This is a genomic window from Citrobacter sp. Ce104 (assembly GCF_030334595.1).
GTDB classification, from domain to species: domain Bacteria; phylum Pseudomonadota; class Gammaproteobacteria; order Enterobacterales; family Enterobacteriaceae; genus Citrobacter; species Citrobacter europaeus.
In genome coordinates this window covers 145622-159129 of the sequence record NZ_JAOWDP010000065.1, presented here as the reverse complement: position 1 = coordinate 159129, position 13508 = coordinate 145622, and the positions used below count along the sequence as shown (strand labels likewise).

The 13508-nt window shown below is 51.1% G+C and carries 12 protein-coding genes; 2 read left to right on the top strand and 10 right to left on the bottom strand.

Annotated elements, in window-relative coordinates; all coding sequences use genetic code 11:
* Positions 1-41 precede the first annotated feature (41 nt).
* Positions 42-1697, bottom strand: a complete 1656-nt coding sequence (gene tar / locus OGW16_RS15740; RefSeq protein ID WP_043016746.1) for a methyl-accepting chemotaxis protein II — start codon at positions 1695-1697, stop codon at positions 42-44.
* A 406-nt stretch (positions 1698-2103) separates the two neighbouring features.
* Between tar and OGW16_RS15735 the strand changes: the two genes are divergently transcribed.
* Positions 2104-3363, top strand: coding sequence for a dicarboxylate/amino acid:cation symporter (locus tag OGW16_RS15735; protein ID WP_043016747.1), 1260 nt, complete (start codon positions 2104-2106; stop codon positions 3361-3363).
* A 78-nt stretch (positions 3364-3441) separates the two neighbouring features.
* Here the strand turns inward: OGW16_RS15735 and cheW are convergent, their stop codons facing one another.
* The 6 genes from cheW to flhD form a co-directional block, all read right to left on the bottom strand.
* Positions 3442-3945 carry a chemotaxis protein CheW gene (cheW, locus tag OGW16_RS15730; RefSeq protein WP_003034638.1) on the bottom strand — a complete coding sequence of 168 codons (504 nt, stop codon included), beginning with the start codon at positions 3943-3945 and terminating at the stop codon, positions 3442-3444.
* Between the two features lie 20 nt (positions 3946-3965).
* Entirely contained in the window at positions 3966-6026 is a 2061-nt protein-coding gene (gene cheA, locus OGW16_RS15725; protein ID WP_286518613.1) for a chemotaxis protein CheA, read from the bottom strand.
* Between the two features lie 4 nt (positions 6027-6030).
* Positions 6031-6960, bottom strand: coding sequence for a flagellar motor protein MotB (motB, locus tag OGW16_RS15720; RefSeq protein ID WP_181231309.1), 930 nt, complete (start codon positions 6958-6960; stop codon positions 6031-6033).
* Positions 6957-7844, bottom strand: a complete 888-nt coding sequence (motA, locus tag OGW16_RS15715) for a flagellar motor stator protein MotA (RefSeq protein ID WP_016153442.1) — start codon at positions 7842-7844, stop codon at positions 6957-6959. The genes motB and motA overlap by 4 nt, the downstream gene beginning before the upstream one ends.
* A gap of 124 nt (positions 7845-7968) precedes the next feature.
* Complete coding sequence (gene flhC / locus OGW16_RS15710; protein WP_008785071.1) at positions 7969-8553, bottom strand: flagellar transcriptional regulator FlhC; 585 nt, start codon at positions 8551-8553, stop codon at positions 7969-7971.
* Positions 8550-8891, bottom strand: a complete 342-nt coding sequence (gene flhD / locus OGW16_RS15705; protein WP_003034622.1) for a flagellar transcriptional regulator FlhD — start codon at positions 8889-8891, stop codon at positions 8550-8552. Before flhD ends, flhC begins: the two co-directional genes overlap by 4 nt.
* A gap of 795 nt (positions 8892-9686) precedes the next feature.
* Between flhD and uspC the strand changes: the two genes are divergently transcribed.
* Positions 9687-10115 (top strand): universal stress protein UspC, encoded by a 429-nt coding sequence (gene uspC / locus OGW16_RS15700; RefSeq protein ID WP_043016749.1) that lies wholly within the window; start codon positions 9687-9689, stop codon positions 10113-10115.
* Positions 10116-10132: 17 nt separating this feature from the next.
* Here uspC and otsA read toward each other — a convergent pair whose 3' ends face one another.
* The 3 genes from otsA to araH form a co-directional block, all read right to left on the bottom strand.
* Positions 10133-11554 carry an alpha,alpha-trehalose-phosphate synthase gene (gene otsA, locus OGW16_RS15695; RefSeq protein ID WP_080625004.1) on the bottom strand — a complete coding sequence of 474 codons (1422 nt, stop codon included), beginning with the start codon at positions 11552-11554 and terminating at the stop codon, positions 10133-10135.
* Entirely contained in the window at positions 11529-12332 is an 804-nt protein-coding gene (otsB, locus tag OGW16_RS15690; RefSeq protein WP_043016751.1) for a trehalose-phosphatase, read from the bottom strand. The genes otsA and otsB overlap by 26 nt, the downstream gene beginning before the upstream one ends.
* Before the next feature lie 175 nt (positions 12333-12507).
* Positions 12508-13494 (bottom strand): L-arabinose ABC transporter permease AraH, encoded by a 987-nt coding sequence (araH, locus tag OGW16_RS15685; protein WP_003034609.1) that lies wholly within the window; start codon positions 13492-13494, stop codon positions 12508-12510.
* Between the last annotated feature and the right edge of the window lie 14 nt (positions 13495-13508).

Sequence of the window (13508 nt, the reverse complement as noted above, 5' to 3'; positions counted from 1 at the left end):
ACGCTCCCATCGGGCGGCACTGGCCGCGGTTTAACTACCAGTCAAAATGTTTCCCAATTCGTATCTTGTTCAATGCTCTGGCGCGGATAGGACGCGCTCGACGCTGCAGGTAATCGAGTATCGCGTGGTTTTGTCGACGCCGGACGTGACGCCAGACGGAAGGTCGACACCGACTGCGTCAGACGGCTGGCCTGTTCTTCCAGTGCAGCGGCAGCGGCAGCCGATTCCTGGACCAACGAGGCGTTCTGCTGCGTAACGCGATCCATTTCGGAGACCGCGAGCGCAACCTGATCAATCCCCCGGCTTTGCTCATCGGAGGCCGAGGCAATCTCACCCATAATGTCGGTCACCCGCGTCACCGCATTGACGATGTCGTTCATTGTTTCACCTGCGCTTTCTACCAGTACTGAACCGGTATCCACTCGGGAAACAGAATCTTCAATTAACGCTTTAATCTCTTTCGCCGCCTGCGCACTGCGGCTTGCCAGATTACGCACTTCGCCCGCAACCACGGCAAAGCCACGGCCTTGCTCACCGGCGCGTGCGGCTTCAACCGCTGCGTTCAGTGCGAGAATATTGGTCTGAAAGGCAATGCCATCGATGACGCTGATGATATCGGCGATTTTCTTCGAGCTATCGGCGATTTCGTGCATGGTATTCACCACGCTATCAACCACTTTGCCGCCATGTTGTGCAGTGTCGGAGGCGCTTTTCGCCAGTTGCGAGGCCTGACGCGCGTTGTCCGCATTTTGCTTAACGGTTGCGGTCAACTGTTCCATGCTGGCTGCGGTTTCTTCCAGCGCAGACGCCTGCTGTTCCGTACGAGATGAAAGGTCAGTGTTCCCGCTGGCAATTTCGCTGGTACCGGAATAAATCGCATCAGAGCCTTCACGCACCAGGGTGACGGTTTCCGTCAGCGAACGCTGCATATGATCAACGGTACTGGCCAACTCGCCGATTTCGTTACGGCCACTAACGGCCAGGGTGGCGGTCAGGTTACCGCTGGCGATTTCGCGAATATGGGCAATGACCCGAGACAGAGGATTAAGCAGGGTATGGCGGATGCCGTACCACACCACTACCAGAATCAGCACCAGCACGACAGCCAGCACGCCAAGCTGCCATTGGGCGAAATGGTAATCCCGGGCGCTTTGATCAAATGCCTGAACGTAAAGCTTTTCGCTAACGCTGGCGTATTTGCCCAACGCCTCGCCGAGCGCGTTTTGCATTCCCTGGGTAGGTTGCGCGAAATAGGCGTCCATATTGCCATTTTCCAGAAACTGAACCAGCTCTGCTAAGGCCGCATGGTATTGCTGATATTTCTCCTCAACGTTGCCGCTGGCCTCTACCATCTCCGGCAACGGTGTCATGTTTTTAAATTTTGCGTAATGCGTTTCAGCCTGCGCCAGCGATGCTTTGGCATTCTTCAGCAGATCGTTTTTCGCGCTGCTTTGCTGGTTTGACGCATCCATCATCATACGTGCAGAAGAACGGCTTAAATTGATTCGTGTTTGCAGCATCAGATCCCATGTTGAGGTGAGTTCACTTTGCTGCTGTCGTAGATCGTTAGAGATAACAAAACTTTGCTGATTCTGCTGCAATGAGGAAAACAACAGACCACCGGAAACAAGCTGTAGCAGTGCGAAAACCCCCAGCACCATCATCAGCATTGTGACAACGCGGATACGGTTAAACATAAGGCACCTTCCTGAAAACGAGTTATCAACGTTATCGGCAGTCGCTGAGATAACTTTACGTTTGCGAAAAGGAAATCCTCAAGGGGCGTGCAGCCTGGCGGGAGGGCGGCAAAACGGGTGTACGGCAACCACAAGTCATTCACATAAAAACACCATAATTATCATGTGAATAACATTTATTTTCATCGGTCAGCATGCTCAGAATGGCCGAAACACTTAATTATGTGTGATTGAGATCACACATACTCATCGTAAATACCACAACAAAATGGATAAAAAATTAAAAAAAGTTGTATCAGCTGGCGCTTTAATTCAATTTATATGATGAATACTTCGTTACCACTTAATAAGTATAAAAAATGAGTAACCGATCAATAAATGTTAAATCTTTACTGAGGGCTTTTTAGTGGCAAATGCAAACAAACTCACGTTGTTTATCGTGATCTTCATGCTGGCGGGGATCCTGTCGGGTGCGGTGATCCACTCTTATGCCTCCCCCGGCGTTGTGACCGCCTGGGCCGATAATATTACGCTTCTCACCGACATCTTTTTGCGCCTGATTAAAATGGTCATCGCGCCTTTAGTATTCAGTACCCTGACCGTCGGAATTATGCGCCTGGGAGAAACATCCACCATCGGGCGCGTGGGCGGGAAAGCAATGATTTGGTTTATCAGTTCTTCCATACTCTCTATCCTGGTCGGTCTGTTTGTGGTTTCTCTTGAGCAACCCGGCAGCGGACTGAACCTGGCGATCCCGCTGGAGGCCGCAGATACCGGCCTGGCCGTGGGCGGCATGAGCCTGAAAGGTTTTCTGACGCATACCATTCCAACCAGCATCGCCGAGGCGATGGCGAATAATGAGATCCTGCAAATTGTGGTGTTCTCGATGTTCTTCGGTATTGGCGGAGCATCGCTTGGTGAGAAATTCAACGCCCCGCTGGTTGCAGCGCTGGATGTGGTCTCCCACATAATGCTGAAGGTGACTGGCTATGTGATGTACGTCGCACCGCTGGCTATTTTTGCCGCCATTTCCTCCGTTATCTCTACCCAGGGTCTGGGGATCCTGCTCAACTATGCATCGTTCATCGGCGGCTACTATGTGGCTATTTTGCTGACCTGCATGGCGTTGCTGGCGGTGGGTTATGTGATGCTGAAAAAAGAGGTATTTCGCCTGTTGAGCATGCTGAAGGATCCGGTCCTGGTCGCATTCACCACCAGCAGCTCTGAAGCCGCTTATCCGAAAACGCTGGAGCAATTAACCAAATTTGGTTGCTCACCCAACATCGTGTCTTTCGTGCTGCCTATCGGTTATTCGTTTAACCTGGTCGGCTCGATGGTCTACTGTTCATTTGCCTCTATGTTTATCGCGCAGGCCTATAATATTCACCTCTCCTTTGCCCAAATCACCGTCCTGATGCTGACGCTGATGCTGGCGTCCAAAGGGATTGCCGGCGTGCCGCGTTCAGCGCTGGTGGTGCTGGCGGCAACCATTCCGAGTTTTAATATTCCGGTCGCCGGGATCCTGTTACTAATGGGGATTGACCACTTCCTGGATATGGGACGTTCTGCGATCAACGTATTAGGAAACGGGATTGCAACGGCGATGCTGGCACAGGATGAAGGTTTACTGGAAGAAGAGCCGGACCTGGTTGAGCGGGAAGCATAAGAGGGAAATCTGCCGGATGCGTTACGCTTATCCGGCCTACAACAGCAAGCATTGTAGGCCGGATAACATGTTTAAAGATTATGCGACGTGGGAAGCGGCAATATCCAGCAGCGCCATTTCTTCGCTGTTCAGCAGCTTCTCAATGTTGACCAGAATCAGCATCCGGTCACCCAACGCCCCCAGTCCCGTCAGGTATTCCGTCGACAGCGTTACCGCAAACTCCGGCGCCGGACGGATTTGATCCGTCGTCAGCGACAGCACATCCGAGACGCCATCTACTACAATCCCGACTACGCGCTGACCCAGGTTCAGCACAATCACCACGGTGTTTTCGTTGTAATCCACATCGCTCTGGCTAAACTTCACGCGCAGGTCAACAATCGGCACAATCACACCGCGCAGGTTCGTAACGCCTTTGATAAACGCAGGCGTGTTAGCAATGCGCGTCACCTGATCATAGCCGCGGATTTCCTGCACTTTCAGGATATCGATACCGTACTCTTCATCCCCCAGCGTAAACACGAGGAATTCCTGACCTGACGGTTCGCCGGCCAGTTTAGTTACATTACTCATACCGGTCATATTATTCCCTTCTCACTCAATCAGGCGGCTGTGATCGCCACACGTTGTTCGCGGTTCAATCCCTGCAATGCAGAGACATCGACAATCAGCGCGACGCTGCCGTCGCCGAGGATCGTTGCTGCAGAAATGCCTGGCACTTTGCGGTAGTTACTTTCCAGGTTTTTGACCACCACCTGGTGTTGGCCAATTAACTGATCGACCAGCAGCGCGTAGCGACGCCCTGCACTCTGTAAAATCACCACAATCCCTTGAGTCGCTTCAGTTTTTGCGCCTTCAACTTCGAAGACTTTCCACAACTCAACCAGCGGTAAATACTCGCCGCGCACTTCCAGAACGCGCTCTCCTCCGGCCAGCGGATGCAGATCTTCTTCACGCGGTTGCAGTGATTCCATAACGGCATTCAGCGGCAGAATAAAGACTTCATCCGCTACGCGCACCGACATCCCGTCGAGGATCGCCAGCGTCAGCGGCAGCAGAATTCGAATCGTTGTCCCTTGTCCCTGTCTGGACTGGATCTCAACATGGCCGCCCATCTCCTGGATATTTCGCTTCACTACATCCATACCCACGCCGCGTCCGGAGACATCCGTCACCTGTTCGGCGGTCGAAAAGCCTGGCGCGAAGATCAGCATACCCACTTCGTCATCGCTCATGTTTTCGTGGATCGGCATCCCCTGGGAAATCGCTTTGGCGAGGATGCGTTCACGGTTCAGACCAGCGCCATCATCGGTAACTTCAATACAGATATTCCCGCCCTGGTGCTCTGCGGAAAGCGTCAGATTACCGACTGGGCTTTTCCCCGCTTCCATGCGTTTTTCCGGCAGTTCAATGCCGTGGTCAAGGCTGTTACGCACCAGGTGCGTCAACGGATCGATGATGCGTTCAATCAGGCTCTTGTCGAGTTCGGTTGAGCTACCGACCTGCGTCAGTTCGACCTGTTTACCCAGCTTACCGGCCAGATCGCGCACCAGACGTGGGAAGCGGCTGAACACATACTCCATTGGCATCATACGAATCGACATCACCGACTCTTGTAAGTCGCGGGCGTTACGTTGTAACTGACCCATACTGGTGATGAGATCGCCGTGATTAACAGGATCCAGTTCGTTTGAGCGTTGTGCCAACATTGACTGGGTGATCACCAACTCACCAACCAGGTTAATGAGCTGATCGACCTTCTCAACCGCTACGCGGATGCTGGTCGACTCGCTGGCGCGGGCGGGTTTGTCACGTTCCGCGCGTCCGTGTGGCGCTTCACTGGCGGCGGCTTTCACCACTGGCGCAACGGCGGCCGGCTGCGGCTTCGCGACAACGGCTACCGCTTCGGCTTCGGCCTCGGCCTCGGCTTCAGTTTCAACGGTTACGGGCGCTGCGCTGACGGTTTCAAATTCAATCTGGTCAGCTTCAATCACGAAACAAAGCACTGCAATGATGTCATCTTCTGCGAGATTGCCATCAAGCGTTGCCGACAGCGTGTCGCTTCCTTTCACCACATCGGTTAAGGTCGCCAGATTCCCCAGTTCCTCTTCCAGTAAATCGACTTCACTGGCTTTCAGGCGCGAGAGAATAATGCGTTTCTTGCTCTCCTCACTGGCGGATTCAGAAATGGCAACCGCCTCTTCCTGCATTGCAGCGCTGTCAACAACGCTCAATTTTGCGGTGTTGACGACTGCCGGTGCGGTTTCACCTTTCGCTTCGAGCGCTAACTGTCGTAACGCATTACAAATGTACTCAAAGCTAGCGGCATCCGGCTCTTCTGAGTTTTTATAGGCGTCGAGCTGTTCCTGCATAATATCTTTCGTTTCCAAAAACAGGTTGATAATGTCGGCATTAAGCTGCATTTCGCCACGCCGCGCTTCATCCAACAGGTTTTCCATCAGATGGGTCGTTTCCTGCAAAATGGTAAAGCCGAAGGTGCCCGCCCCGCCTTTTATCGAGTGCGCGGCACGAAAAATCGCATTCAGCTGTTCGGAATCCGGGGCTTCAGGAACCAAATCAAGCAGGTGTTGCTCCATATCAGCCAACAGTTCGTCAGCTTCATCAAAAAATGTTTGATAAAAATCGCTTATATCCATGCTCACGCTATCACCTCGGATTGGCTGGTGGCGATGTGGGAACGCTTGCCGACGGAAGTTCCGCTGGCTGTTGTAAGACACTTACCGGCTCATTCTGGCTTTCAGCGTTTTCATGCAAAATGGCCTCTTCCGCCTGCTTATTAAGAACCAGCAGGCTAATACGGCGGTTGATTGCGTCTTCGGGACCGCGATCGCTCAGACGCATCGTGGCGGCCATACCGACCACTCGTAATACTTTTCCATCATCCAGACCGCCGCTAACCAGTTCGCGACGCGACGCGTTAGCGCGATCGGCGGATAACTCCCAGTTGCTATACCCTTTTTCACCATTGGCGTAAGGGTAATCATCCGTATGGCCGGAAAGGCTGATTCGGTTAGGAATGCCGTTAAGCACTGGCGCGATGGCTCGCAGGATGTCGCGCATATACGGCTCAACCTCAGCGCTACCGGTTTTAAACATCGGGCGGTTCTGACTGTCGATAATCTGTATCCGTAGTCCTTCCTGCACTAAATCAATTTTCAAGTGCGGGCGCAGCGCACGCAGTTTAGGGTCAGATTCAATCAACTGATCGAGATCGCCGCGAAGTTTGCTCAACCGGCTTTGTTCCATGCGTTTTCTCAGATCGTCGATATTCGGCTGCTTGTTCACTTCTCCCTGCTGCTGGGTGTAGTCGTCCCCACCGCCTGGAATTGGACTTTGGCTATTCGAAATTCGATTTCCCCCAGTCACCGCGGTAGCCAACGGCGTACGGAAATATTCGGCAATCTGGATCAATTCTTTAGGGCTGGAGATGGAAATGAGCCACATCACCAGAAAGAAGGCCATCATCGCGGTCATAAAATCGGCGTAGGCGATTTTCCACGAACCATGCGCCCCACCACCGTGACCTTTATGTTTGCGTCGCTTTACAACGATAATGGGATGGGCCTGATTTTTCATGCGTCCTCGGTCGTCTGCTGCGCAGTTGGATTTCTTACCGCACGCACATGCTCTTCCAGCTCGATAAACGATGGACGTTCGCTGGAATACAGAGTCTTACGACCAAATTCGACGGCAATTGGCGGCGCGTAACCATTCAGATTGGAGAGCAGTGTTATCTTCACACACTGCATCATTTTGGTGGTTTCAGCGCTTTTCTGCCGCAGAACGCTGGCAAGCGGAGAAATAAATCCATAGGCCAGTAAAATACCGAGGAATGTCCCTACCATCGCATGAGCAATCAGCGAACCCAGTTCAGCCGCCGGACGATCGGCAGAAGCCAGCGCATGAACAACCCCCATGACCGCCGCCACGATCCCGAACGCCGGTAATGAATCACCCACCATCGCCAGACTGTTAGCCGGGACTTCGGCCTCACTTTCGTGAGTCTCAATTTCTTCGTCCATCAGCGCTTCAATTTCAAACGTGTTCATGTTGCCGCTGATGATCAAACGCAGATAATCGACAATGAAATCAAGCATTACGGCATCCGCAAGAATGCGCGGATAGCTGGCGAAGATTTCACTCTCTTTAGGGTTTTCAATGTCGCGTTCAAGCGAGAACATGCCCTGCTGACGTGACTTGGCCATCAGGCGATACAGCAGCGCCAGCAGATCCATATACATCGCTTTGGTATATTTTGAACGACGAAAAAGCATCGGGATCGCTTTCATCGTCCCTTTGATGGCTTTTCCGTTATTGCCGACGATGAATGCCCCAATACCCGCGCCACCGATAATCACCAGCTCAGCCGGTTGATAGAGTGCCCCAAGGTGTCCGCCGGTCATCATGTAACCGCCGAAAACTGTACCAATAACAACCAGGTAACCTAATAAGATAAGCACGACATCATCCTTTCGCAATTGACTATGACAGGATGCGCAGTCGGGCAGTTAACTTAAGGTCAGGACAAAAAAAAGCAGCGGTAATCGCTTACCGCTGCTGGAGTGTTTGTCCACACCGTATCAGTTAAACAGCCTGTTCGATCTGTTCATCCAGCAGTTGTGGAATAATATCGGCAGCATTCTGGGAAAGTTTACGTCTTTTTACGGCCCGTGATGGCGGTTGGCATAAACTGCAGGCAAAGCTACCTGCGGGTTGGTGTGCGTGGGTGATAAAATTCCCACCGCAGCAATTGCATTGGGATAACTCCAGCAATCCGCTGTCGACAAAACGTACCAGCGTCCATGCGCGAGTTAGCGCCAGCAGCGGCCCCTCTTCCGGCTGCGGACACTGCTCAAGGTATAAACGATACGCTTTGATTACGGCATCCACGCCGCTGCACAAACCGGTTTTGAGCAGGAATTGCCAGGCGTTGCAAAACATCGAAGCATGAATGTTTTGTTCCCACGTCATAAACCAGTCGGTGGAAAAAGGCAGCATCCCTTTTGGCGGAGGACTACCGCGTAATTCTTTGTACAACTTGATAAGTCGGCCACGGCTTAATTGCGTTTCGCTTTCCAGCATTTGCAAACGGGCGCCCAATGTGATTAATTCCATCGCTAGCTGGATATCACGCGCTTCCTGAACAATGCTTTTTTCGCTCATCATCAAGCCCTTTTCTTGCGCGCTGCATCATCGATGTCGCTTAACAGCCGCGTTGAAAGCATGATACCGGTATGAATTTGCTGAAGATCGTCAACGCGGGAGTCTTGCGTCAGGCGAGTAACCGTCTGGTGATCGTCGAAGCGGAAATGACATACCAGTTGGTTTGTTTCAGCCAGTTTGACCATTTGAGGAAGTGTTAATGTTGCCAACGTGTCCGCCATCTCTTCGCTGATACCAAGGCGAAACATCGCAGATGCTTTGTCCTGAACGATCAAACGTTGTGCAAGCAATAAATATGACAGATTGATGTCATAAATGTGTTTCAGCAACTCGGATGTATGCATTATTTGCATCCATAATAACCAACATTGTTTTCATGCGGTGAAACCGCACCCCGTGATGTCGCCGGGAAGGCCCGGTAAAAAAAAAAGCAAAAGGTCAAATACATAGCAGCGTGACGGCACTTACGCGTTGTCTAAACATTCCCTTTTCAGAAGGCCGCGTTCCTTACAAGCTCACATCAATTCTTACAATTGTCTAAGATTTTTCCTAATTCGACGCAACTCTACCCGCCACAAGTTACACATACAACGTAGCTATGCTGCGAATTTGAAGAATATGTGACGCAGATCACATAAACCAGCTAAACACTTAACATAAATCCATCAGCACAGCTTTTACTTTGCATATTTTTTAACCCCATATTCTCCATTTCAATTCCTGGCGTACGAATATTCTTGCATTAAAAGCGAATAGTATTTTGTTCACGAACGTTAATATCACGTCGTGAAATAGCGAGCTTGATCACATATTTAATGTAAAACATCATTTTGATTAAACGCTTTATAAACAAAGAGTTAAATATTAAGGGTGATTAATTAATACCAGGCTGTGATAACCGCTCAAATGTTAAAATATGTTTATTTTTTATTAACACATTGTTTTCATTAGCAGTGAGTTTTACTTAAGGAAGCTGAACGTATTTAGAAGTTATATGAAGCAATTATTCTATTTATAAGAATAATTAATGAATAACCATGATGACATTCACACTATCCGGAATGGAAACGTTGCAGTATGGAGTAAGCTAAGTAATGCTGAAAAATCCTCTCATAATTCTTGAAAAAAAGGAGCGAGTTATGAGCTATACACACATTCTTGTGGCTGTTGCCGCGACCCCAGAAAGCCAGCAGTTGTTAGCCAGGGCGGTATCAATCGCTCGTCCTGTTAATGCCCGTATTAGCCTGATAACCCTGGTCTCAGACCCAGAACTGTATAATCAGTTTGCAGCGCCTATGCTTGAAGACCTGCGAGAAGTGATGCAAGAAGAGACTCAGGATTTTATCGACAAGCTCAGCAAAGACGCACAGTACCCCATTGAGCATACCTTTATTACCTATGGGGCCCTGAATGAACATATTCTGGACGTATGCCGGAAGCACGCGGTCGATCTGGTCATTTATGGCAACCATAACCACAGTTTCTTTTCACGCGCGTCCTGCTCAGCGAAAAGCGTGATCGGTGCCAGCCAGGTGGATGTTCTGTTGGTTCCACTGGCTGGAGATTGATCTTCACTTTCTGAGCGTTACGCCAGCTTAGAGCAGGATGAAACGTTGTCTGGCAATGGCTGTTTACTCTGGCGCGGAATGACTTTTTCCAGATCGCAAATGAACATCGCCTGCCAGTTGTCGATATCGTTTTTAATGATAGTCTCGAGCATCTCAGCGTGGCGAGAGATACGCTCGGCAAGCGGCATCGTCAGCGCCTGGTTTAATGCGCCAGCGACTTCATCGCGATCGTAAGGATTAACAATAAGGGCGGCAGTTAGCTCGTTTGCGGCCCCGGCAAATTGTGATAACACCAGCACGCCAGGGTTGGCAGGATCCTGCGCGGCCACGAACTCTTTCGCCACCAGGTTCATACCATCGCGCAGCGGGGTCACCAGTCCTACATCAGAGTAGCGGAAGATCTTCATCAGCAATTTACGATCAAAGTACTGATTCAGATAATAGAGCGGCGTCCAGCCCAGTTGGCCATATTTACCGTTAATCCTCCCCGCTTCAGTCTCCAGTTGGTGACGAATATCCTGGTAGGCCTGTACCTCTTCACGCGACGTTGGCGCTATCTGCGTGTAGCGAATTTTACCGTGGTGCTGCGGATAGTGTTCCAGCAGAGCCTCATAGGCCTGAAATCGCTCTGGCAACCCTTTAGAGTAATCCAGACGCTCAACTGAAAATATATTCTGCACATTTTTGAGTTCCGCTTTCAGTTGCGCCAGCTTCGGCGGCAAAGGTCCGGAGGCCTGCCGGGCGATCTCATCTGGCTCAATACCAATAGGATACACCTGGGTGCGAAACGCTTTTCCCCATGCCCGGTGGTGATTATCGCTCTGCGTGGATACCTGCGTCTGGGCTGCCAGGCAATCCAGAAAAGCCTGACGGTCGTTTTCGGTCTGGAAACCGAGCAAATCAAAATCGCACATCTGCTCAAGTAGCGCCTGATGTGGAGGTAGCGCATTAAAAATTTCCGGCGTCGGAAATGGAATATGCAGGAAAAAGCCGATACGGTTATTCACACCGCGTTTACGCAGTTCGCTGGCAAACGGCAGCAGATGGTAATCATGAATCCAGATGATGTCGTCATCGCTAAGCAGCGGCAGCAGTTTATCTACCAGTAAGGCATTCACCCGCTGATAGCCTTCCCATGCAGGACGCTGAAACTGTACCAGGTCCAGACGATAATGAAACGCAGGCCATAGAACAGCATTTGAAAACTGGCAGTAATACTCTTCGTAGTCCTGCTCACTCAAATTAAACGAAGCCCAGGTAATATTGCCACGCGTGACTTTTTTTAATGGTTTGTCCTCATTACCCGTATCGCCACTCCAGCCAAACCACAGGCCACCAGCAGCCTTCAACGCGCCCAGCACGCCGACAGCAAGCCCACCTGCGCTCCCTTTGTCATCTGGTGAGGCGATACGATTAGATACTACGACTAAACGACTCATAGCCACCTCTTCTGTTATTCGTTGCTTTCGATTCTTGCTGCGAAGAGTTATTTTGTTCCAGCCAGTGCCAGACATCACTCACGCCATCCAGACGCCATGTCGCCTGCGTCGCTCCGTTCCCTACCTTCACGGAAATCCCGCCAGCGCGGTTAACCACGCCAAACCCGGTTTCGTCCGTCAGATCGTCTCCGAAAAAAACGGGGATCCGACCGGCAAAAGGGGCTTCCTGCATAAATGCGGCAATTGCATCGCCTTTATTGGTCCCCTTTGGTTTTATCTCCACAACGCATTTTCCATGCTGTAAAGCCAGTTGCGGCCATCTGTGCGTGATACGCTCAGCCAGATTAATTAGCGCCGCTTCATGTTCCGGGGCCTGGCGGTAATGCAGCGCGAAAGCCATTCCTTTTGCTTCAAGCGTTGTACCCGGCATCGTCGCCAGCGCGGTTTGTAATAACTCTCCTGCTTCGCGCTCTATTGCCTCAGCCAGGCGCACTATATGAGTTTGGCCATTGATATCACGGCGCTCTGCCCCATGCACTCCGGCGAGCGGAAAACGTAAGGGAGTGGTAAGCGCATCAAGCTCAGCCATCGAGCGCCCTGAAATCAATGCCAGCGCCCCCGCATTACGCGTAGCCAACTGATGTAATAACTGCAGGATTGTCTTAGGGACGACGACCTGGTCTGGAAAAGGTTTGATCTCAGCCAATGTCCCATCGAGATCAAAAAAATAAGCACAGTTTGCAGATTGTTCAGGGGGTATGATCAGTGATGCTGTCACCCGGTTATCCTCCTCATCATGGTCTGTACGCCGCGCGGATCGCGCCGTATATATGATGTACGACGGATATAAGTATAGACAGTGTGACCATGCTCGCCATTTGCAAAAACAATCGCCAGCCGGGTAGCGGCTGGCGATGAGCTAAAGCTAGACTAAAAAGTTGGGGTTTAAATCATCAAACGGTACGCTTCGCTTTTTGCTTGTAACGGTCGAAGATCACCGCCGCCAGCAGGATTAGACCACGTACGACATACTGGGCGAACGGAGAGATGTTCAGCAGGTTCATCGCATTCTCAACCGTTCCCAGAATTAACACCCCGGCCACTACATATGAGATTTTTCCGATGCCGCCTTTGAGCGAAACGCCCCCTAACACGCAGGCGGAAATCACGATCAGCTCATAGCCGATTGAGGTCATTGGTTGGCCGCTGGTCATACGTGATGCGAGGATGATCCCGGCAATGGCGGATACCAGCCCAGACAAAATAAAGATAATAATCTTGGTACGAACGACCGGAACCCCAGCCAGACGTGCCGCCTCTTCATTGCCCCCAATAGCCAGCGTGTTGCGACCAAACGTAGTTTTATTCAGCAGTAAACCGAAGACGATAAAACAGACAACCGTGATCCAGATAGGTGCCGGCAGACCAAACCAGTTCGCGTAGCCGAGGGTAAAGAAGCGCTCATCTTCAATCCCCACCGCCTTACCGTCGGAAATAATATAGGCCAGACCACGTACAATCTGCATCGTCGCAAGGGTGGTGATCAGGGCGTTAATTTTTAAACGCGCAATCACAAATCCATTAACCAGACCACAGAGAATACCGAGCAGCAGCCCGGCAGCCACGCCAATCCACAGGCTTTCAGTCATGTTAATGACCACGGCAGTCGTGACCCCGGCGCAGGCAATCACGGACGCAACGGACAGGTCGAAGTCACCGGATGCCAGGCAAAACAGCATCCCACACGCGACCATACCCGACATCGATACCGCCAGCCCCAGCCCTTTCATATTGATGAAAGTGGCAAAGTTTGGCACAAAGAGGGAACAAACCAGGAACAGCACGGCGAACACCACCAGCATCCCATACTGATCCCAAATTCGACCAAGATTTAGCGCCGATTTTGCTGCGCCAGAACCCGATGTAGAAACGGAAGACATCATTCTCTCCTTAT